The sequence below is a fragment of the Flavobacterium defluvii genome (assembly GCF_900129555.1).
In the GTDB taxonomy this organism is placed as follows: domain Bacteria; phylum Bacteroidota; class Bacteroidia; order Flavobacteriales; family Flavobacteriaceae; genus Flavobacterium; species Flavobacterium defluvii.
Window position 1 is genome coordinate 214,220 of record NZ_FQWC01000002.1, and the last position, 21,064, is coordinate 235,283.

Consider the following 21,064-nt stretch of genomic DNA (forward strand, 5'->3'; position numbering starts at 1 on the left):
ATTTCGCAGAATAGTTTTACGAAATTTAATGAGAATGTTAAGTTTTGGTTTTTGTTGAAAATCGGATTGGGATTTTAACGCAAAGAACGCCAAGGGTTTGTGTAAAGCTTGCAAAGTTTTTTGTTGTATACAAGTATAAAAGTTCGCAAAGCTGTTATTAAGGCGAAGCTTTGCGGGCTTATGTTTTTAAACAACTCTTAATAAATAAATCTTTGCAAACTTTGCGTTAAAAAAATAAGCACAAAAAAAGGTGTAATGAATAACTCATCACACCTTTTTGAATTTATAAAATTTAAATCTTTTATTCCTGATTTAAGTTTCTCAATTGTTTCAGTTTGTCTTTCCAAACTTCCAGACTTTCTTTGTGAATTGCAATGTTTTTGCGTACTTCTGTTACGATAGAATTCTCTTTTTTAGAATTTTTAGTATTAGCAAAGAACTGTATATTGTTTTCTAGCTGGAAGATTTCATTTTGAACTTCTTCGATTTTACGCATAATGAAAATTTTCTCATTATCTAATTTGCGTGTATCATTGCTGTCTGATAAAGAATCGATTCTGTTTGAGAAACGCATCATTTCAGATTCTTTTTTGCTTAAACTTAATTTTTCAAAAAGAGCATCTAAAATTTTATTGAATTTACCTTCAATATGGCGTCTTGAAAAAGGCACTTTTCCATAACCTTTCCAGATTTCAATATGTTTTTTGATAGCATCCAGATCTGTTTTATGATCTCCGGTAAGCTGGTAAGCTCTCAAAATATCCAGATAAGCTTTCTTATTATCAAAAGCAGCAACCTCGTCTGCATTTTCTTCAGATTTGTGCTCTTTTAATTTATCAAAATAATGGTTGCAGGCATCTTTAAATTCTTTCCAGATTTTATCTGAATATTTTTTAGGAACGTGACCAATCTGTTTCCATTCTTCCTGAATTTGTTTCATTATTGGCGTAGTAGATGCAAAATCAGTACTTTCCTGTAGTTCTTTGGCTTTAGCTACAAGAGCCATTTTTTTGTTTAAATTATCGTTTTGATCCTTTTTAATGTCTTTGTAAAAAGAATTTTTAAAAGCATTAAAATTTCTAACAGCAGTTTTAAATGCTGCCCAGGTTTCTTCATTAACCTCAGCAGGAACTTTTCCGGCAGCAAAAAACTCATTTCTTAAAGTTTCAACTTTCTGAATCTGAACCAGCCATTGAGAGTGAGAATTTACTTTTTCAGTTCCTAAATCTTCAATTTTAGCTATAATTTCTTTTTTAGCTTCAAGATTCTGCTGTTCATTTGCTCTTTGGTTTTCAAATAAAAGTTCTCTTTTATCGTGAATTTTTTTAGTCAGTTCACTAAATTTATTCCAGATTGAATCACGATGTTCTTTAGAAACAGGACCAATATCTTCCTTCCAAAGTCTGTGTAAATCCTGTAGCTCACGGAAAGCTTTGCTTACATCGGCTTCATTTACAAGTTCTTCAACTCTGGCAATGATTTTTTGTTTTTGCTCAAGATTATGTTTGAAATCTAAATCTCTTGCTTCGCGGTCTAAATGCAGGTAATCATAGAAATTTTCTACATGAAAATGGTAATTATTCCAAACATGATTGTACTTGTCTTTTGGAATCGCTCCGGCATTTTTCCATCTTTCTCTCAAATCATTAAAATGTTTAAGAGTGTCTTTTATGTTCGCCTGCGGATTTATTAGTTCTTTTAACTCTTCAACAATAGCAAGTCTGTTTTCTAAATTCGTTTTTAGATTAGTCTGCAAATGTTTAAAATGAGCATTTCTTTTTTCTCTAAAAATATTATAATATTCATCAAATTTAGATTTCAAAGGAGAGTGATACTCAAATTCTTCATTTGGGTCTTCTTTAGAAGCATTAAATTCTTCTCTTTTTTCATCTAAAAGATGGTTGTATTTCAGTAAAAATGATTTTTTTATTTCCTCAATATGATCTTTTACAGACATAGTTTTATCTGTATTGACCAATTTTTTTAGTTCATCTACAAGTGCATCCAAAGCAAAAGTATCATAATCCTTCATAGGAATATCATGACGCTCTTTTAGCGTTTCATCTTCACTTTCTTCGGCGTTTGAATTTGTTATAGCATCTAATGCAGTTTGATGATCAGTTTCATCAGTTTTAGCTGTTTCTTCAGCTTCTGTTTCAGTTTTAGAAACAGGAGTTTCAGTTACAGTTTCAGATTCTGTAACTTCTGCTGCATTATTTTCTGTAGAATCACTTATATCGATTCCTAATTTTCCGTCTGCTTCTTGCAGGTTATCATTCTTTTCTTCTAACATCTTAAATGTATAAGGTTTTTACTTTAAACAGTGCGAAAGATAGTAAAGGTGTTTCTAAATACAAAATAAATCGTTTATTTCTACTGTATTTTACGATGAAATTCTTATTCTTCACACTCGTTTACACATTTCATATATTAATTTTATAAATTGTTTGAAAGATATAAAAATTCTGATTTCCTATTTTTTTTTAGAAAAAAGAAATCAAATTGATGGCCAAAAGCCGAAAGTTCTTCATTTTAATTCTAAAATAAAATCAGCATGCCTACTTCAATACCAAAATTATAGGTTTTATGATTTCCAAAAGCAACACTCGGATGAATATATGCCAGATCATTTGGAGTTATTTTTCGTCCAAATTCAACAAAAGCATTGTTTGGAAAACCTTTATTGACATCATTGTATCTAAAAGCGGCATCGGCCGCAACCCAATTCTTTCCGAAAAGGTACATAAAATAATTTTCAAATGAAGTAATACTAACTCTGCTTCTGTTGCTTGATCCTGCAAAACTGCTTTGATTTTCAAAAGAACTTATCCATAAAAGCTTATTTGTAATCAAATATTTTCCAAAGAATACGGCAGGAGCAAAGACCCACTTTCCGGATCCCAGTGCAGGATCAACAGCTGAATTTGATATAACACGGCCACGCAAAGCAACTCCGCCATTTTTATGGTCTAAATATGGAATATAGCTAATACCTGCACCCACATCACCAAGACCGGTTTTATTAATTGAAGAAGTATTTGTTGATATTAAAGGAAGATCAACTCTTAAATTCCAGGCTTTATTACCAATAGGATGAAGAAAACGAATTTGAGTTGTATTATACGATCCGGAATCAGTATCTAAATATTCATTAAAAAGCAAAATTGTTTTTAGATAATAATGATATCGGGCTTCTTCATACACAGTCTTTGCAGTCTCATTTGTATTTTGAGATTCCTGAGCTGTCGAAGCAAGTGAAATAAAAAATAAAATACAAAAGTTAAGTGTTGATTTTGTCATAACTATCTACAAATGAGTAGACTAATTTACGAAAATTACTTTAATTTTTGATTTTTAGCTTTTTTATTTGTTCCAGATTTTCCAGGCTTTTTCTGCCTGAAAAATAAGCATGTCATATCCGTTTTTAATTACAGCCCCTTTTTCTTTGGCATTTTTAAGAAATTGAGTTTCTGCAGGATTGTAAATCAAATCGTAAGCGATATGTTTTTCTGTAAAAAACTCGTAAGGAAGATCAGGACAAGCCTCAATATTTGGACTTGTACCAACAGGAGTACAGTTAACTATAATTTGAAAATTGTCAAACGTAGTCGCGTTAATCAAATTATAATCGATAATATTTTCTTTGGCTTCTCTTGAAACAAAAGTATAAGGGATATTTAATTCGTCAAGTGCAAAGGCGACACCTTTTGACGCTCCGCCCGTTCCAAGAATCAGAGCTTTTTTATGGTGCGGTTCTAATAATGGTTTTAATGATTTTTTAAAGCCGTAATAATCGGTGTTGTAACCTTTTAATTTCCCTTTTTTGGTAAATTTAATAGTGTTTACAGCACCAATTAAAGCTGCTTTTTTTGATAATTTATCTAAAAAAGGAATTACCTGCTCTTTGTAAGGAATCGTAACGTTTAAACCTTTCAAATCTGGATTGTTTTTAAGTAATCCGGTAAAATGGCTGATTTCAGAAATATCAAAATTCTCATAGCTGTTACCAGCGAAAATTTCGTCGTTAAATTTTTCTGTAAAATAACCTTTTGAAAATGAGTAACTAATATTACGGCCCAATAAGCCAAAACGCCTTTTTAAAATATCAATCATTATTTTCTGTGTTTTTCGATATAATTTCTAACTGTTTTTTTTGTCCAGACTACAGGAAACAAATCTTCGATAAGAATATAATTATCAAAGTTCAGGCGCAAACCATTGCTTAAATGGAATTTTGCTTTTGTATTGTCCTGAATCATAAAATACAATCCTGCTAAACGATATTCGATTTCGTTTTCTTCCGGAAAATATTCTGAAGCCTGAAGTAAGGTTTGAATAGCACTTTCGAATTCACCAAGAAACTGAAGAATATCAACCCAAAACAACCACGTATCAAGAGCATAATCTCCAAATTCAACTGCTTTTCTGTATCCAAATTCAGCTTCTTCAAAAAAGTTCATTTGTTTGTTGATCGTAGCATATCGTTTCCAATACATACGATTTTGATTGTCGATTGCTAATGCTTTGTTGACAAAAAACAATGCCTTTTGAAAGTTTTTCTGGCGAACATGAAAATCAGTAATCGCAATCCAGCCTTTGTCTAAAAGCGGATCTTCGTGAACAGTCTGGTTGTAGTATTGAAGTGCTTTTACAGCATTTCCCAGTTTTTCATAACATTTACCGATGCGTAACAAAGCATACGAAGTTGCATCGTCTAATTCAATTGTACGATTGTAGCTTTCAATAGCTTCATTATACTTTTTAAGACGTTCGTAAGCCTTTGCTTTTTCCATAAATGCACCCAAAAACTCATCGTCAATTAAAGTTGCATAATCAAAAGCACGAATCGCATTTTCATATTCTTTTACGCCATAATGCAATCTCCCAAGCTGATGCCAGGCGATTTCACTATATGGGTTTTTGTTGATATACTCGTTTAAATACACGATCGCTTCCTGATTTTGATCTAAAAATTCAAAACAGTAAACTACGTTATACAAGGCAGATTGATCTTCTAAATCTTCTTCCAGACATTTAATGAAGCTTTCTTTTGCCAGTTCAAGATTATCCATAAAAAGATATTCCATTCCAATCAAGTTGTACACATCGGCGTAGTCATCAGTATATTGCAGGGCAATTTTAAGTAATTCTACCGCTTTTTCGTGCTGATCTCTTTTAGAGCAGATATTGGCTTTCTGGATATAAATTTCCTCGTTATTCGGTTCGATTGCATACAACTCGTTTAAAAGCTTCTCAGCAATTTCAAGTTTGTCTTCGTAAACCAGCATTTCTACTTGTACTAATTTTAAGCCTGTAGATTTTGGGTGTTGGTCTAATGCAAGTTTTAAGGCCTTTTTTGCTAAATTAGCCTTACCTATATCTAAATAATGAAGAATAATTTCTTCAAATTCTTCAGAATCAAAAAAGAGTACTTTGTTAGTTTTTAACATCGACTCAAATTTTGATAAGGATAGGTTATAATCTTCTTCTTCGTTGCTTAATTGCATACTCTGTTTTATTTGAAATTAGCCTGTTATAAATTTAGGCAACGTTATAATTGATGTGCGGAAGGCTAATTAATTGTTTTGAACAATTTAATTAACAATAATGACAGAACTTTTATTCTGTTTTTAAGTTTAATCTTTTGATTTTTAAAAGATTAATTAGGTTAATAACTATGTATTTTTCTTTTTAAGAATTTCGTCCATAACTTCTAAAATTATAGAGCAGCCTTCCTTTATTTCTTTTTCAGAAATGGTTAATGGCGGCGTTATCCGGATGGCGCATCCCTCAAACAAAAGCCAGAACAATATTAAACCTTTATCCTGACAATTTAAAATAACCTCATTCGTAATATCTGCCGATTCGGTCATGGCTGCCAGCATTAATCCTTTTCCTCTAACTTCCTTTATCAAAGGATGTACCAAAAGCGATCTGAACAGTTTTTCCTTTTCAAGTGCTTCCTGCATTAAATTTGTTTCAGTTAATTCCTGCAAAGTAGCTAAACAGGCTGACGCAATGACAGGATGTCCTCCAAAAGTGGTGATGTGTCCCAGTTTTGGATTTTCAGTCAAAAGATCCATTTTTTCTGCCGAAGCTGTAAAAGCGCCAACGGGCATTCCGCCTCCCATACCTTTTCCCATAACCACAATGTCCGGAACTACATCGTAATTTTGAAACCCGAATAGTTTTCCGGTTCTTCCAAAACCAGGCTGAATTTCATCAACAATCATTAATGCTCCAACTTCATCACAGCGTTTGCGGACTTTTTGCAGAAAATTGTTTTCCGGCTGAATAAATCCGGCACCGCCCTGAATGGTTTCTAAAAGAATAGCTGCGGTTCTGGTTGTTATTTTCTCCAGATCGGCTTCGTTGTTAAAGGTAATAAAATCAACATCAGGAAGCAAAGGACGAAAAGCTTGTTTTCTTTCTTCAAATCCCATAACGCTCATAGAACCCATTGTGTTTCCGTGATATGCGTTATGGCACGAAATAAGCTGACTGCGTCCTGTTGTCCTTTTGGCTAACTTTAAAGCACCTTCAATTGCTTCTGTTCCTGAATTTACTAAATATGTTTTATTTAGAGATTCGGGTAGGAGCGAAGCCATTAATTTACAGTATTGAACAGCTGGACTTTGCGAATATTCTCCGTAAACCATTACGTGCGAATATTTGTCTAACTGATCTTTTATTGCCTGATTTACTCTAGGATGCTGATGCCCAAGCGTACAAGCCGAAACTCCGGCAACAAAATCTAAATATTTTTTATCGTTTGTGTCGTATATGTAAGATCCAATGGCGTGCGAAACTTCCATTCCTAAAGGGTAAGGAGAAGTTTGTGCCTGATATTTTATAAAATCTGGGTTCATTTTTTTTAAAGGTTCAAAGTGACAAAGGTACTAAGGTTCTGAGATTTTTGTTCCTGACTCTGAAAACTGTGCTTAAAAACCGCAACTAATTTTAACGCAAAGATCCCAAAGATTTACGCAAAGTTTGTAAGGTTAAAATTAAGGTTGCATTGTTAATGCAAAGATCTCAAAGCTGAAACTGAAAATTAAAATGTGTTTTTAAGTTTCTGGTTTCTAAAAATTGAGACTGAAAACTATTTCTTAGTTTTTGCAGCCGAAGTATCTGCTTTCACAGCTGGTTTTTTCTTGTCGTAATTCAAAGTCTCTTTCCTGACTTTTAGCGGAACATTTTTATCTTTTTCTTCCTGTTCTTTTCCTTCTTTGATTAATTTGTCATTCATTTCATTTTCTTCGGCAGAAAAAATATCATCTTTTGATTTTATTCTTTCATCGCCGCGCCATACAAAACCACGCAGTTTTCGTGCGTTTTCCGGTAGATCTTCTTCGGGGAAAATATCTCCGTCGACACGGTTAAAAAATGTAATAGTTTCTACGGCATTATTCTCAAGAATAAGATTTATTTTACTGCTGACATTTTTATTAATTCCTATCAATTCATTTGCGTCGTTCCGCATAAAATAAACGACTTCGGTATTCTTAACGACATCAACATCGTGGAGTTTTCCTTCTTTAAATTTTCCGAATAAATTGAGTCCCTTGACCTGATTGTATCCGGTTCCGAGAGTATCTTTAGAAATTAAAAAAGTATTATTTATAACTTTTAAAGAATCTAATTTTCTCGTATTATTATCACCAATTAAATGCATTACATCACCCGTAATTTGACTGTCACCATTCCAAAGAATCGGATTTCCAATCAGTTTTGTTAAAGCAGTTTTAGAATTTGAATGAATCGAATCACATTTTCCGCTCATATCCGTTTTATAAAAACGAACATTTTTAAAAGCTCTTAAAATACGTTCGCCTTCTTTTCCGGTAACCATTAATTTTTGTCCGTGAATGTAAACCGAATCATTTTCAACTAAATTAATAGCAACTGCTCGTTTGGTTACAAACATAGAATCTTTTAGTTTGTAAATTTCGGCATAATGCCCTTTTACAAGCCCTTTATTAATAGAATCGGTGATTTTTACATTTCGCGTTGCCGAAGCAAATTCGGTATTTCTGTTATAAAACAAACTATCACCTTCAATGAGTCGGTCGTCGTATTTTATATACGATTTCCGTAAAAAGTGAGCGAGGTTTTTCTTGGTATCATAAAAACCTCTTTCAGTATAAATGTAATTGGCTTTACTTGTAATGGTCGATGGGCCAAGTAAATAAGTATGCCCGGAATTACTGTAATAATCTAAATGATTTGATTTAATAACGTATTTTGGATTCGTAATCGTAACCTCTGTCAAAAACTGAAACTTTTTCTCAGTAACAAAATATTTACCGGATTTACTTACCAAAGTATTGTCTTTATTAACAATTGTTCCTTTTGTATTATAAAAAACTTCCTGAGTATTTCGGTCAAAATTAATCGTGTCCGTTTGCAAAGTTGCATCTGGTGAAGTCATAACAGCATTTCCAGTTGCAAAAGCTTTTTTCATATTCCCGTTGTATTCAGCATATTTACTGTTGAGAAACAACGTATCACCTTGTACTAATTGCACGTTTCCAAAAGCTTTTAAGTAGTTCTCTTTTTGAAAATAATACGCTTTATTGCAGGTAAGAACTACTCCGTCGTGATTTACTTTTACATTTCCTGTAAGCAAAACGGCGTCTGGTGCAGTTTCCTGATCAACATCAAGGTAGTCAGAATGTTCTATGTTGATTTTTTTTGGTGCCTGTGCATTTTTTTTAGGTGCTTGCGCAGAAATGATTTGAACACTTAATAAAAGCAGACAAGATATAAAAAAGAGTAATTTCTTCAAGTGATTAAATTTTTGTCAAATTTATAAAAAAGGATAGAACCTTAGATTGTTATTAGCATTAATTTATGTGTTTATTTTTTAAGGAGCAAAGGTTCAGAGGAGCAGAGGTTCAAAGTTTTTTTAGATTATTTTAAAAGCTTTGCCTCTTTGCAACTTTGTAACTTTGCATCTTAAATTTATCAACAAAACTGAGAACTCTTTCGTTGTAGTTAACGGTTTCGCTGTTGCAAAAAGACAAATTAAAGCCCGTTGCTTTTGAGTTTTAAAAAATAGACTAAATTTAGAAATTGGATTTGGTTTTCTGATTCCATAAAATAAATACGTTTAGATTTAAAAAACTATGATAAAAAGTAAATTTATTGCTGTGGGAATAGCTGGAGCAATGTTGTTTTCAGGTTGTAAAACAAAAGATTTAAAAATGAGTGAAGCAAAAGAAGAAAAATCAAAAGAGCATAAAATTGTTGTTTACCAAGTTTTTACCCGTTTATTCGGAAATAAAAATAAAACCAATAAACCATGGGGGACCATTGAAGAAAATGGAGTTGGAAAGTTTAATGATTTTACAGATAAAGCACTTCACGAAATAAAAGATTTGGGAGTAAACTATATTTGGTACACTGGTGTGCCTCATCATGCAATGGTACGCGATTATACGGCTTACGGAATTTCAAATGATGATCCTGAAGTTGTAAAAGGCCGCGCAGGATCTCCTTATGCTGTAAAAGATTATTATAATGTAAATCCAGATTTAGCGGTAAATCCCGCAAACCGATTACAGGAATTTGAAGATTTGATTTCCCGAACTCATAAAGCAGGGTTAAAGTTGATTATTGATATTGTGCCTAATCATATTGCCCGCAAATACGAAGGAAAAAACAATCCTGAAGGTGTAAAAGATTTTGGTGCCGATGATGATGTAACCGTTGAATACAAACGTGATAATAACTTCTATTATATTCCGCAGCAGCATTTTGAAATTCCGGATGGAGATGTTCCGTTAAATGGAGAAAAAAATCCGCTAATTGATGGAAAATTTGATGAAAACCCAGCAAAATGGACAGGAAATGGATCTCGTAAAGTAAAACCCGATCAAAATGATTGGTACGAAACTGTAAAAGTTAACTATGGTGTTCGTCCCGATGGTTCAAAAGATTTTCCAGAACTTCCTGCTGGATTTGACCAAAAGTCATATAAAGAACATTTTGATTTTTGGCAGGATAAAGATGTTCCTGATTCCTGGAAAAAATTTAAATCTATTGCTTTGTATTGGACAGCAAAAGGTGTTGACGGTTTTCGTTATGATATGGCCGAAATGGTTCCTTACGAATTTTGGAGTTATATGAATTCGGCAATAAAAATGAAAAATCCAGATGCCTTTTTATTGGCAGAAGTGTATAATCCTAATGAATATCGAAACTATATTCGTTTAGGGAAAATGGATTATTTATATGATAAAGTTGAAACGTATGATAAACTAAAAGACATCATTCGCGGAAAATCTTCTCCAGACGGATTATCTGATATTCAAAAAGGAATGGCCGATATTGAGCATCATATGCTTCATTTTTTAGATAATCATGATGAACAAAGACTTGCTTCTCCTGAATTTGCAGGAACTCCGGAAAGAGGTAAACCTTTAATGGTAGTTTCAACAACTTTGAGTACATCGCCAACAATGGTTTATTTTGGACAGGAAGTAGGAGAGGCCGGAAATGAAAATGCTGGTTTCGGAACGCGATCAAGAACTTCAATTTTTGATTATATAGGAGTTCCAAATCATCAAAGATGGATGAATGAAGGTAAATTTGACGGCGGACAATTATCTGATTCTGAAAAACAATTACGTGATTTTTACAAACGATTATTAAACTTCTCAATAAAAAGTCCGGCTTTGATGGGAAGTTTTCAGGAAATACAATCTGTAAACCGACAAAATAATGGTTATGACGAATTAATTTATTCGTATGTTCGTTGGTCAGAAAAACAAAAGTTGATTGTTATTGCTAATTTCTCATCTGAAAAAACAAGTGAATTTGAATTAAAAGTTCCTGCAGATGTTATTTCAAAATGGAATTTAAAAGACGGAAATTATGTGCTTTTAGATCAGTTATATTTAGAAAACAAAACGTATTTTACCGTAAAGAACCGAGAAGGGACTGCCAGGGTAAAAATAAAACCATCTGAGTCGTTTATTTTTGAAGTGAATTAAAGATTTGCAGAATGATATAAAACAACAAAAAAGCTGATACAATTTGTATCAGCTTTTTTGTTTATACTTTCTTGACTTTTTTAAGGGCTTCGACGTAATATTCGTTTACTTTTTCCCAGTTGATATGTTCATAAAAAGCGTCAATATAACTTCCCTTTCTGTTTTGATAATCCAGATAATAAGCATGTTCCCATAAATCTATACCTAAAATTGGTGTTCCTGGAATCAAAGCATTTTTCATTAATGGATTATCCTGATTTTCTGTTGTAGTAATTTGAAGTTTTCCATATCTGTCAACAACCAGCCAAACCCATCCTGAACCAAATTGCTTCTCTGCCTGCCCTTTGAACTGATTCGTAAGATTGTTAAAAGAACCAAATTCTTTATCTATTGAACCTGCAAGAGTATCTTTTGGAGTCTGCTCTTTTGGAGTTAAAACATTAAAATAAAGCGTGTGATTATAATATCCGCCTGCATTCTGACGAAGTTTTGCATTATTAAGGTCTAATTTTTTCAAAATATCCTCAATGGGCATATTTTCAAACTCGGTCGAAACAATTTCTTTATTAAAATTATTTGTATACGATAAATAATGTTTAGAATAATGTGTTTCTAAAGTTAGAGATCGTAAAGCGGGGCTTAAACCATCATAGGCAAAAGGCAGTTTAGTAAGTTCAAATGAACCCGGATCTGCTTTTACATCGTTTGGAGAACCAATTGTTATTTTTTCTTCTTTAGTGGGAAGCGGAACCTCAACAACTTCGGTCAGCTTATTGTTATCATTACAAGAAAATAATACAAATAATGAAGCTAAAATGCTGAAACGAACAATGTTTTTCTTCATAATATTATTTATTTTGATGTTAGTGAATTGATGATTTCAATATAATTTTCCTTAGCTTCATCTGTTGATAAATGACTAATCTGCATCCAGGCGTTAGTTTTAAAAGCATTTCTCAAATCAAAATTCTCAGACTGATTGTAAACAGCCGTTCCAAAGGTTGCCTGTTTATAAAACGCATAAAGTCTTAGCTGCACATCTTGTGGCAGTGAGGCCTGAGTCATTTTCATTGCAGTTTCAACAGCCTCATTGAAGCGTCTATCTAAATCTTTTTCTGCCATTTAAGCTTTTGTAGCAATAATAGTTTTTCCTCCAATTGCTTTTTGGTTTAAAACCACATTAATTGGTGTACCTAAAGGTAAAAATAAATCTACTCTTGATCCAAATTTAATAAAACCGGCATCAGTTCCCTGAATAACCTGCATTCCTTCCTGAGCATAATTTACAATTCTACGAGCCAGAGCACCGGCAATTTGTCTGTAAAGAATTGCGCCAAAAGTATCATTTTCGATTACTACTGTAGTTCTTTCGTTTTCCTCGCTGGCTTTCGGATGCCATGCAACCAAAAATTTTCCAGGATGATATTTACTGAATTTTATAATTCCGTCCATTGCATAACGCGTAACATGAACATTTATAGGCGACATAAAAATAGAAACCTGTAAACGTTTGTCTTTAAAATATTCACCTTCGTAAACTTCTTCAATAACCACAACTTTTCCATCAACAGGAGCAAGAATGTGATTAGTGTCTCTTACGGCAATTCTTTTTGGGTTTCTAAAAAATTGCAGAATGATAATTAAAATTACTACTCCAAAAACTTGCACAAGTATTCTTAGCCAAGAAATGTCAATAAATTTATCAGCAATTAAAAGTACTGCAACTGCAAAAACGGTACCTAATAAAATAGACGGGCCTCCTTCTTTATGAAACATAATATAAAATTTGATAAAATAAAAATATAATTGGTGCTACAAATATAACACTATCTAGTCGATCTAGGATACCTCCGTGTCCCGGCATAATCGAACCGCTGTCTTTTACACCTGCAATTCTTTTAAATTTTGATTCGATCAAATCGCCGATTGTTCCAAAAATACTAACAATTAAAGCAATAATAGTCCATATAAGGATTGATTTACTGCTAAAAGCAGGATTTGGCTGAATATATAATTTTGAGATCAAAAAACCTGCAAAAGCAGCGAAAACCATTCCGCCTAAAAATCCTTCGATTGTTTTTTTAGGAGAAACACGTTCGAATAGTTTATGTTTTCCCATAGATTTTCCAACCAAATAGGCAAATGTATCGTTTGTCCAAATTAATACAAACAAACCTATTATAATCTTGGGGTTATAATCATTTGTTCCAAAGGAAATCTTTACGATAAAAATAAAGGGTAATGTTATATATCCTAATAGATATAAGTATTTTGAAGAAATACTTACTTTTTGAACAGTATCATAAAATAAAAACAAAATACATTTAATAGAAACAACGAGTGTAATGGCTAAAAGAACAAGATCCAGCTGTTTAATATTGGTTTCTAAATTAAGATTTGTCCCAAATAAATTACTTAAATAGTCAGAAGTTTGTTTGTTGTAATGACTAATTAATATGGTAATACTATAAAGTAAAGTCCCAAATAAAATCGAAAAGATTTTATTAAGGTTTACAATATTAGAAAACTCATAAATTGTAATAATTAAAAAAAGACCAAAAAGAATAATAAAGCTTTCGGTAGAAAACAGGATTGACGTTAACAACAGAGCAATATAAACAGCACCAGAAATGGTTCTCTTAAGTGTTTCGTTCATCTTAAAGATCTTCTACAAGCAATAAATAAAGGTTTTTTGCAACACTTCCGTATTGTGTAAAATCTTCTTCTTTCGCTTTTTCGAAATATTTTATTGTGGTGAGGTTAGTTGGATAATCTCTTACATACTTGCGTTTTATTGCACTTAAGCCGTCACTTTTCATTGGCAGAATTTGGCTTGTAGTAGCAATAATTACAATATTTACAGGCAGGTCGTTCGGTTTGTTTTGTCTAATTTGTCTTGATGAAAGTAAAATAGAGCCTTCTTCAGCAATTAAATTTTCACAGCTTGCTAATAAAAATTTAGGCTTGGAAGGAGCGATATAAAATAATTTGTTTTCTTCTAATAAATGAAAAAGAGCCGGTTCATAACATAAAACTTCATTTTCAAACCAATCGTTTTCTTCTAGAATATTTTCGAATTGTTCTGCAGCTTCCTGATTATTTTCACAATACAAAAATTTACCGCCATTTTTCTTAAAATTGAAAATGAATTGTTCGTCTAAAGACAAATGACTATTCGCAGCAGGAGTTCCTGCATATTCACTTTCGTGCTCTTCGTCAGAAGCAGATTCGCCGGAACCAAATATTTTTTTGAAAAAATTCATTTTTTATATGAAATACTTTACATGTTAATTGAAAACGTTCAAAGATAAAAAAATCTTAATTCAAAAGGGTATTTTGAATTAAGATTTTAAAAAATATTACATATTTTATTGGTTGAATTTACGAAACCACTTCTTCCAAATTTTTATCAAAAGTTCTTTTTCCGAAAATTGCTTCTAAGTCATCTTTAAAAATAACTTCTTTTTCAATCAATATATCAGCAAGCTGATTTAATTTGTCTTTGTTTTCTTCAAGAATTTGAATAGCTCTTTGATATTGGCCTTCAATTAATTCTGAAATTTCAGCATCGATAATTTTTGCTGTCTCATCAGAATATGGTTTTGAGAAATTATACTCACTTTGTCCTGTTGAATCGTAATACGTAACGTTCCCTATTTTATCGTTCAATCCGTAAATTGTTACCATTGCACGAGCCTGACGCGTTACTTTTTCTAAATCGCTCAGTGCACCTGTAGAGATTCTGTCAAAAGTTACTTTTTCAGCTGCTCTTCCGCCCATAGTAGCACACATTTCGTCTAACATTTGATCTGTTCTTACGATTTGTCTCTCTTCTGGTAAATACCAGGCAGCTCCTAAACTTTGTCCGCGCGGAACAATTGTTACTTTAATAAGCGGCGCAGCATGTTCCAGCATCCAGCTTACAGTAGCGTGACCCGCTTCGTGAATTGCGATTGCTCTTTTCTCGTCTGGAGTAATGATTTTATTTTTCTTTTCAAGACCACCAATAATTCTGTCAACGGCATCAAGGAAATCTTGTCTGTCTACAGCCGCTTTGTTGTTACGTGCAGCGATAAGAGCTGCTTCGTTACAAACGTTTGCAATATCAGCACCAGAGAATCCAGGAGTTTGTTTTGCTAAGAAATCAAGGTCAAGACCTTCAACTTTTTTAATAGGAGCTAAGTGTACTTTAAAGATTTCAGCTCTTTCGCGAATGTCTGGTAAGTCAACAAAAATTTGTCTGTCAAAACGTCCTGCACGCATTAAAGCCTTGTCAAGAACGTCAGCTCTGTTTGTTGCTGCTAATACAATTACGTTAGAGTTTGTACCAAAACCATCCATTTCTGTTAACAACTGGTTAAGGGTATTTTCTCTTTCGTCATTTCCTCCTGACATATTGCTTTTTCCACGCGCTCTACCAACAGCATCGATCTCATCAATAAAGATAATTGCCGGAGATTTTTCTTTTGCCTGTTTGAACAAGTCACGTACACGAGATGCTCCAACTCCCACAAACATTTCTACGAAATCAGAACCTGATAAAGAGAAAAACGGAACCTGCGCTTCACCAGCAACAGCTTTTGCTAATAAAGTTTTACCAGTTCCCGGAGGTCCTACAAGTAATGCTCCTTTAGGGATTTTACCTCCAAGATTAGTATACTTTTCAGGGTTTTTAAGGAATTCTACAATTTCCTGAATTTCTTCTTTTGCACCTTCTAAACCTGCAACATCTTTAAATGTTGTTTTGATGTCTGTTTTTTCATCAAAAAGTTTAGCTTTAGATTTTCCAATATTGAAAATTTGTCCGCCTCCGCCAGCGCCTCCGCCAGACATTTTACGCATAATGAAAATCCATACACCAATGATGATGATGATAGGAAGTAAGCTGATTAAAATATCACTCCAATTGTTTTTTTGAAGGAAATTGAAATCTTTTAGTTTGCCTTCGCCAACTGCTTTTTCAAGTTTTGTTTGGAAAATTTGATCGTTACCAATTTCTAAAGTGTAATGCGGCCCTTTGTTTGGGTTTTTAAAAATATCTTTAGAAACTTTTTCGTTTGCCGGGTCTTTAAGAGCAGCGGCAGTCAGGTATACTTCAGCTTCAGCTTTATTATAAACGATAACTTTTTCAATTTGTCCTTTTTCTAAAAGAGTGTTGAATTTAGAAGAAGTTAATTGAGCAGGTTCGCTTAAGTTAGATCCTCCGGTAGCAAAACTTATAAATAAAAAAACTAAAAGTATTGCGGTGTATATTAACCAGGGACTTATTTTAAATTTACTCGGATTTGGATTATTATCTTTAGCCATTTAGAAAAATTTTTCTTTTAGTATTTGTTTTCGATTGTAGTTATTTTGGCGTCACCCCAAAGGCTCTCGATATTGTAGTATTCACGAATATGTTTTTGAAAAACATGCACAACAATGTGCACATAATCCATAAGAACCCATTCTGCATTATCGGTTCCTTCTACGTGCCACGGTTTGTCTTTTAAGTCTTTAGAAACTGTTTTTTGAATTGAGTTTACAATGGCGTTAACTTGGGTATTTGAGCTACCGTTGCAAATGACAAAATAGTCACAAACCGCTGTGTCTATATCTCTTAAGTCAAGAATGTCAATATCATTTCCTTTTACTTCCTCAATCCCTTTGATTATGTTCGCCAATAGAACATCATTATTAATAGTCTTTTTCGCCATGAATTATTTTATATGAATTTGTAAAGTTACCAAATTTTGTGATTATTTTTGAACCTTAACAAAATATTAAATTAAGATATTTAAATTATTTAATGAAACTAATCAAACTCGATGCCATAGATTCTACAAATGATTTCCTAAAATCAATGTCCAGTCAGGATGAACTGGAGAATTTTACAGTGGTAACGGCTGAAAATCAGACAAAAGGAAAGGGACAGATGGGGGCAAAGTGGAACTCTGAGGTTGGTAAAAACCTAATTATGAGTGTTTTGGTTAAAGACTTCCTGTTCCATAATGAAGAGGTTTTTAATCTGAGTGTTGTTGTTTCATTATCGGTTTTAGAAACTTTAAAATCATTAAATATTCCTGATTTATGTATAAAATGGCCAAACGACATTATGTCATACAATAAAAAAATTGGTGGCATATTAATCGAAAATACCCTAAAAAGCGATGGCAGAATTGTGTCAGTTGTCGGAATTGGACTGAATGTCAATCAAACTAATTTTGATGAACTGCCTCGAGGCTCTTCTCTGGCAGTTATTTCAGGTAAAACTTTTGATAAAAACGCATTGACTCTTTTAATTGCCGAAAAAATTAAAGAAAAGATTGATTTATGGAAAACGGATTCCTTAGTTTTTTGGGAAAATTATTTTAATTCTTTATTTAAAAAAGGAGTTCCAATGCCCTTTAAAAACCTTCAGGATAAAAATTTCATGGGAATTATTCAGGGAGTTTCTCCAATTGGCCGATTACAGGTTTTATTGGAAGATGATTCTGTTGCTGAATTTGAGATAAAAGAGATTCAGATGCTTTACTAAGCTGCTAAGGTTCTGAGATGCTGAGATTCTAAGTTTTTTGTTTTCTGAAAAATAATCTGCTTAATCTGCCAGATCTGCGTGAGAAAAAAATCAATAAAGTGCGTTTTAATCTTCAGCAAAAAAAAGCCCGATCGTTAAATCAGGCTTTCGTTTATAATAAACAATTAATAATTTACTATTATTAAAGTTTGTGCATATTGTTTGCTAAAGTTTCAATAAACTTACTGATTGGGCCTTTAACCATCATGGCCATCATGGCATTGAATTCGCCTTCGAAGAATAATTGAACAGTACTTTCAGAATCTGAAATGCTGTCGATGTTTGAAGTCAAAGTAAACGGAAGTTTATCACTTGCAGCGCCTAAAACAATTTTGTTTGGAGCCACTTTATCTTTCATTTTTAATTTGATTTCCGGCATACCTTTCAATCCAAAAATAAAAGCGTCTTCGCCAGTAACTTCGAATTTAGCAATGTTATCCGGCATTAATTTTTCAAAATTCTTAACATCAGTCAGTTGATCGAATAAATCCTGAGCTGATTTCTGAACAGTAACTTTTGGACTTTCTAAGTTCATATATTATTTTGTTTTTATTTTTTTGTTTAACGCAAAGGGCGCAAGGTTTTTTAATATGCCAGATTTAACAAAACGCTAAGTTTGCAAAGCTGGATTTTAGGAAAATTCCAATAATTAAATCCCAAATTCCAAAAAAGAGCGAAGCGATTTTTATAAAATCTAAAATCTAAAATCTAAAATCTAAAATCTAAAATCTAAAATCTAAAATCTAAAATCTAAAATCTAAAATCTAAAATCTAAAATCTAAAATCTTATTCCTGTCCCCAGGTTGATGGGCTAACGCTCCATTCTTGCAGGGTTGATTGCTGGTCTTCTGTAATGTATTGTTTTTGAACAGCTAAATCTAATAGGTTTTCGTAGTTACTCAAAGTAAACAAATCAACATTTGCTTCTTTAAAGTTTTCTGTGGCAACGCTAAAACCATAAGTGAAAACAGCAGCCATTCCTTTAATATTAGCACCTTCATTTCTTAAAGCTTCAACAGCCATTAAGCTGCTTTTTCCGGTACTGATTAAATCTTCAACAACCACAACATTTTGTCCTTTTTGTAAAAAACCTTCAACCTGGTTTTGTCTTCCGTGTTTTTTAGGTTCCGGACGCACGTATACAAACGGAAGTCCAAGACTTTCGGCAACAAGAATTCCAACTCCAATGGCTCCAGTAGCAACACCGGCAATAACATCAGGTTTTCCAAATTGTTTTTCGATGTTCTTCGCAAATTCATCGCGAACGTAGTTTCGGATGCTTGGAAATGAAAGAATTAACCTATTATCGCAATAAATAGGAGATTTCCATCCAGAAGCCCATGTAAAAGGATTTTCTGGATTCAATTTAATTGCATTTATTTGCAAAAGCAATTCGGCTGTTTTTTCGGCAGTATCTTTATTAAAAATCATAGTACAAATGTATAAAGTTTTTGTAAACGACAAACCACTTTTTTTGACAAATGAAATCTCGAGAGAAACAGATTTTCAATTGTTCTTGTTGGAAAGTATTGATATCGAACAGCTTATTATAAAAATTTTTCAAAATAAAATTCAAAAAGCCATTTTATATCATCCCGACGAAAGTGAGATAATGAAAACACTTAAAGCTAAAATTCCCGTAAATAAAGCGGGTGGAGGCTTTGTGTATAACAAGAAAGGTGAGGTTCTGTTTATTTTTAGAAACGGAAAATGGGATTTGCCAAAAGGCGGAATCGAGAAAGGAGAAGACATTGAAGCGACAGCAATGCGTGAGGTTGAAGAAGAGACTGGCGTAAACAAATTACGCGTTATAAACAAACTTCAAAAGACCTATCATATCTTTAAACGTAACGGAAAATACAAACTTAAAATCACGCATTGGTTCGAAATGCAGTCTGATTTTGAGGGAACTCCGCACGGTCAAATCGAAGAAGGAATTGAAAAAGTGGCCTGGCTGAACAAAGAACAAATTAAAGAAGCACTTAAAAACTCCTACGAAAACATTAAATTACTTTTTGCAGAAGAAGTAAAGGCAAAGGTTGATAAAACCTAAGCATCTTAGAATCTTTATAATAAGAGCGTGCCAGTATTACAAAAAGACCCAATCAACTTTGCGTTCATTGGGTCTTTTTGTAAGTACTGTCGGGCTATCCGCGCTACTTCGGTAGCTTGCTCATATCTCACGCGGACTCTGCTTCGTCTTTAATTTTGTTTATATTTTCAAGCTTTTTCATTTGCAAGCGTCTGACTAAGTTTCTTATTTATTTAATAGTGTAATTATAATAATAGGGGGTAATATAATTAATAAGTGGTATAATAGGGAAGTTCTAATATAGTATTCTAATTTGATTTTTAGTACATCTATCAATGATAATTCATGATATTTTGCTGTTTTAGCTTTAAAAAGATTTATATCAATTTGTTGATGATTTTCGTGTCTTTCTAAAATCCTTTGATAGGCATCGGAAATTTCTTTGCAGAATTTTTCTTTTTGCTCAAGTGTTTGATTCTCTGTTAATGTCTTGTATATTCTTAGGTTGTTATAAATTTTTGAAAGTTCTAAGCCACAATTATGAAATTCCTTGGATTTCATTGTAAAATCTTTTGCATTTTCAATTTGTCCAAATATTAAAATTAATATAGATAAGCATGTAATTGAATAAGCTATTAGATTTTCGTCGAGACTATTAAATTTTAAATTATATACAGAAAGCAATCCAACAGCGGTTAAATAAACAGATAAAATGCTTAATGATAAATTAGAAAGTTGAGAAGTTTTTGTCAATCGTGTACTAGCATTAAATCTGCTTCCTTTTGTAGACCATATTTTATAATTTAATTCTTCTAAAAAAGTCTTGTTTAAGTAATCTTTATATGTTTTTTCCATTTCTTAATTTTCATTTTGACTCATTAATCATTTTTTCTGCATCTTTAATAAATTTGTCATTTTCTTGAATTAAAATTTCAGGATCTTTATAAATCGTATCTCCAGTGTTATCTTTTAAATAGATCAACTTGTATGTACTATCTGCTTCAAAAGAATATTCTGCTAAAATTTTAGCTCCAAATTTATTATTTCCTCTAAATGAAAATATTCCTTTATACTTGTTTTTGTTTAATAAATTATAAAATTGATTTTGAGATTTGAGAAATTCAATTCTTTTCTCTAACCTTTTATTTTTTTGATTTTGTAAATTGTCTATTTCTTTTAAATTTTCTGCAACGATTTCTTTATGAACAATATATTCCACAGAATCTAAATGGAAATAATTAAACTCATAGCTACTTGGATCATTTAGATTGGTTGTGATTTCATTTTCAATTTCATTTTTAAGATTTTCTTCTTTGCTTTTCTTGCATGAAATTATTAGAAAGAAAATGCTTAAAAAAAGTAATATTTTTTTCATAATTACGATTGTTTATTTTTTTCAAATTTAAAAACTCATAATAGAATACTTTTACGGAAAACCATATTTCAAATAAAATAAAAATTTAGAGTATAATATTTTTA

At 32.4% G+C, this 21,064-nt stretch carries 20 protein-coding genes; 3 read left to right on the forward strand and 17 right to left on the reverse strand.

Annotation, left to right across the window (positions count from 1 at the left end; genetic code table 11):
• Positions 1-301: 301 nt before the first annotated feature.
• From BUC29_RS05085 to BUC29_RS05110, 6 genes are all read right to left on the reverse strand, one after another.
• Positions 302-2,293 carry a DUF349 domain-containing protein gene (locus BUC29_RS05085; protein ID WP_073414009.1) on the reverse strand — a complete coding sequence of 664 codons (1,992 nt, stop codon included), beginning with the start codon at positions 2,291-2,293 and terminating at the stop codon, positions 302-304.
• A 245-nt stretch (positions 2,294-2,538) separates the two neighbouring features.
• Positions 2,539-3,300, reverse strand: a complete 762-nt coding sequence (locus tag BUC29_RS05090) for a lipid A phosphoethanolamine transferase (RefSeq protein ID WP_073414011.1) — start codon at positions 3,298-3,300, stop codon at positions 2,539-2,541.
• A 63-nt stretch (positions 3,301-3,363) separates the two neighbouring features.
• Positions 3,364-4,113: a shikimate dehydrogenase family protein gene (locus BUC29_RS05095; protein WP_073414013.1), complete on the reverse strand. Its 750-nt coding sequence runs from the start codon at positions 4,111-4,113 to the stop codon at positions 3,364-3,366.
• On the reverse strand, positions 4,113-5,507 hold the full coding sequence (locus BUC29_RS05100; protein ID WP_073414015.1) for a tetratricopeptide repeat protein: 1,395 nt from the start codon (positions 5,505-5,507) through the stop codon (positions 4,113-4,115). Before BUC29_RS05100 ends, BUC29_RS05095 begins: the two co-directional genes overlap by 1 nt.
• Positions 5,508-5,675: 168 nt before the next feature.
• Positions 5,676-6,869: an aspartate aminotransferase family protein gene (locus BUC29_RS05105; RefSeq protein WP_073414017.1), complete on the reverse strand. Its 1,194-nt coding sequence runs from the start codon at positions 6,867-6,869 to the stop codon at positions 5,676-5,678.
• A 233-nt stretch (positions 6,870-7,102) separates the two neighbouring features.
• Positions 7,103-8,788: an OstA-like protein gene (locus BUC29_RS05110; protein ID WP_139260411.1), complete on the reverse strand. Its 1,686-nt coding sequence runs from the start codon at positions 8,786-8,788 to the stop codon at positions 7,103-7,105.
• A 340-nt stretch (positions 8,789-9,128) separates the two neighbouring features.
• Between BUC29_RS05110 and BUC29_RS05115 the strand changes: the two genes are divergently transcribed.
• Positions 9,129-10,997, forward strand: a complete 1,869-nt coding sequence (locus tag BUC29_RS05115) for an alpha-amylase family glycosyl hydrolase (RefSeq protein ID WP_073414019.1) — start codon at positions 9,129-9,131, stop codon at positions 10,995-10,997.
• 61 nt (positions 10,998-11,058) lie between these two features.
• On the opposite strand, the gene BUC29_RS05120 is transcribed toward BUC29_RS05115, so the two are convergent.
• The 7 genes from BUC29_RS05120 to rsfS form a co-directional block, all read right to left on the reverse strand.
• Entirely contained in the window at positions 11,059-11,841 is a 783-nt protein-coding gene (locus tag BUC29_RS05120; protein WP_073414021.1) for a superoxide dismutase, read from the reverse strand.
• Between the two features lie 8 nt (positions 11,842-11,849).
• Entirely contained in the window at positions 11,850-12,119 is a 270-nt protein-coding gene (locus tag BUC29_RS05125) for an acyl-CoA-binding protein (RefSeq protein ID WP_073414023.1), read from the reverse strand.
• A complete protein-coding gene (locus BUC29_RS05130) occupies positions 12,120-12,773 on the reverse strand; it encodes a phosphatidylserine decarboxylase family protein (protein WP_073414026.1) in 654 nt (217 codons plus the stop codon).
• Positions 12,763-13,653 (reverse strand): phosphatidate cytidylyltransferase, encoded by an 891-nt coding sequence (locus BUC29_RS05135; RefSeq protein WP_073414028.1) that lies wholly within the window; start codon positions 13,651-13,653, stop codon positions 12,763-12,765. Before BUC29_RS05135 ends, BUC29_RS05130 begins: the two co-directional genes overlap by 11 nt.
• Position 13,654: 1 nt before the next feature.
• A complete protein-coding gene (locus BUC29_RS05140) occupies positions 13,655-14,260 on the reverse strand; it encodes a lactate utilization protein B/C (RefSeq protein WP_073414030.1) in 606 nt (201 codons plus the stop codon).
• A 118-nt stretch (positions 14,261-14,378) separates the two neighbouring features.
• A complete protein-coding gene (gene ftsH / locus BUC29_RS05145) occupies positions 14,379-16,304 on the reverse strand; it encodes an ATP-dependent zinc metalloprotease FtsH (protein WP_073414032.1) in 1,926 nt (641 codons plus the stop codon).
• Positions 16,305-16,321: 17 nt separating this feature from the next.
• Complete coding sequence (rsfS, locus tag BUC29_RS05150; RefSeq protein ID WP_012024667.1) at positions 16,322-16,693, reverse strand: ribosome silencing factor; 372 nt, start codon at positions 16,691-16,693, stop codon at positions 16,322-16,324.
• A gap of 92 nt (positions 16,694-16,785) precedes the next feature.
• Here rsfS and BUC29_RS05155 point away from each other — a divergent pair, with 92 nt between their 5' ends.
• On the forward strand, positions 16,786-17,514 hold the full coding sequence (locus BUC29_RS05155; RefSeq protein WP_073414034.1) for a biotin--[acetyl-CoA-carboxylase] ligase: 729 nt from the start codon (positions 16,786-16,788) through the stop codon (positions 17,512-17,514).
• Positions 17,515-17,695: 181 nt separating this feature from the next.
• Here BUC29_RS05155 and BUC29_RS05160 read toward each other — a convergent pair whose 3' ends face one another.
• A complete protein-coding gene (locus BUC29_RS05160; protein WP_073414036.1) occupies positions 17,696-18,088 on the reverse strand; it encodes an orotate phosphoribosyltransferase in 393 nt (130 codons plus the stop codon).
• A gap of 251 nt (positions 18,089-18,339) precedes the next feature.
• Positions 18,340-18,984, reverse strand: coding sequence for an orotate phosphoribosyltransferase (gene pyrE, locus BUC29_RS05165; RefSeq protein WP_073414038.1), 645 nt, complete (start codon positions 18,982-18,984; stop codon positions 18,340-18,342).
• 7 nt (positions 18,985-18,991) lie between these two features.
• Between pyrE and BUC29_RS05170 the strand changes: the two genes are divergently transcribed.
• Positions 18,992-19,606 (forward strand): NUDIX hydrolase, encoded by a 615-nt coding sequence (locus BUC29_RS05170; protein WP_073414039.1) that lies wholly within the window; start codon positions 18,992-18,994, stop codon positions 19,604-19,606.
• Between the two features lie 204 nt (positions 19,607-19,810).
• On the opposite strand, the gene BUC29_RS05175 is transcribed toward BUC29_RS05170, so the two are convergent.
• Complete coding sequence (locus tag BUC29_RS05175) at positions 19,811-20,440, reverse strand: SLATT domain-containing protein (protein WP_073414041.1); 630 nt, start codon at positions 20,438-20,440, stop codon at positions 19,811-19,813.
• A 10-nt stretch (positions 20,441-20,450) separates the two neighbouring features.
• Positions 20,451-20,960: a hypothetical protein gene (locus BUC29_RS05180; RefSeq protein ID WP_073414043.1), complete on the reverse strand. Its 510-nt coding sequence runs from the start codon at positions 20,958-20,960 to the stop codon at positions 20,451-20,453.
• Positions 20,961-21,064: the final 104 nt, after the last annotated feature.

Coding starts and splice junctions, on each gene's coding strand:
- BUC29_RS05085 (WP_073414009.1), bottom strand. CDS start 2,293: ATGTTAGAAGAAAAGAATGATAACCTGCAAGAAGCAGACGGAAAATTA.
- BUC29_RS05090 (WP_073414011.1), bottom strand. CDS start 3,300: ATGACAAAATCAACACTTAACTTTTGTATTTTATTTTTTATTTCACTT.
- BUC29_RS05095 (WP_073414013.1), bottom strand. CDS start 4,113: ATGATTGATATTTTAAAAAGGCGTTTTGGCTTATTGGGCCGTAATATT.
- BUC29_RS05100 (WP_073414015.1), bottom strand. CDS start 5,507: ATGCAATTAAGCAACGAAGAAGAAGATTATAACCTATCCTTATCAAAA.
- BUC29_RS05105 (WP_073414017.1), bottom strand. CDS start 6,869: ATGAACCCAGATTTTATAAAATATCAGGCACAAACTTCTCCTTACCCT.
- BUC29_RS05115 (WP_073414019.1), top strand. CDS start 9,129: ATGATAAAAAGTAAATTTATTGCTGTGGGAATAGCTGGAGCAATGTTG.
- BUC29_RS05120 (WP_073414021.1), bottom strand. CDS start 11,841: ATGAAGAAAAACATTGTTCGTTTCAGCATTTTAGCTTCATTATTTGTA.
- BUC29_RS05125 (WP_073414023.1), bottom strand. CDS start 12,119: ATGGCAGAAAAAGATTTAGATAGACGCTTCAATGAGGCTGTTGAAACT.
- BUC29_RS05130 (WP_073414026.1), bottom strand. CDS start 12,773: ATGTTTCATAAAGAAGGAGGCCCGTCTATTTTATTAGGTACCGTTTTT.
- BUC29_RS05135 (WP_073414028.1), bottom strand. CDS start 13,653: ATGAACGAAACACTTAAGAGAACCATTTCTGGTGCTGTTTATATTGCT.
- BUC29_RS05140 (WP_073414030.1), bottom strand. CDS start 14,260: ATGAATTTTTTCAAAAAAATATTTGGTTCCGGCGAATCTGCTTCTGAC.
- ftsH (WP_073414032.1), bottom strand. CDS start 16,304: ATGGCTAAAGATAATAATCCAAATCCGAGTAAATTTAAAATAAGTCCC.
- rsfS (WP_012024667.1), bottom strand. CDS start 16,693: ATGGCGAAAAAGACTATTAATAATGATGTTCTATTGGCGAACATAATC.
- BUC29_RS05155 (WP_073414034.1), top strand. CDS start 16,786: ATGAAACTAATCAAACTCGATGCCATAGATTCTACAAATGATTTCCTA.
- BUC29_RS05160 (WP_073414036.1), bottom strand. CDS start 18,088: ATGAACTTAGAAAGTCCAAAAGTTACTGTTCAGAAATCAGCTCAGGAT.
- pyrE (WP_073414038.1), bottom strand. CDS start 18,984: ATGATTTTTAATAAAGATACTGCCGAAAAAACAGCCGAATTGCTTTTG.
- BUC29_RS05170 (WP_073414039.1), top strand. CDS start 18,992: ATGTATAAAGTTTTTGTAAACGACAAACCACTTTTTTTGACAAATGAA.
- BUC29_RS05175 (WP_073414041.1), bottom strand. CDS start 20,440: ATGGAAAAAACATATAAAGATTACTTAAACAAGACTTTTTTAGAAGAA.
- BUC29_RS05180 (WP_073414043.1), bottom strand. CDS start 20,960: ATGAAAAAAATATTACTTTTTTTAAGCATTTTCTTTCTAATAATTTCA.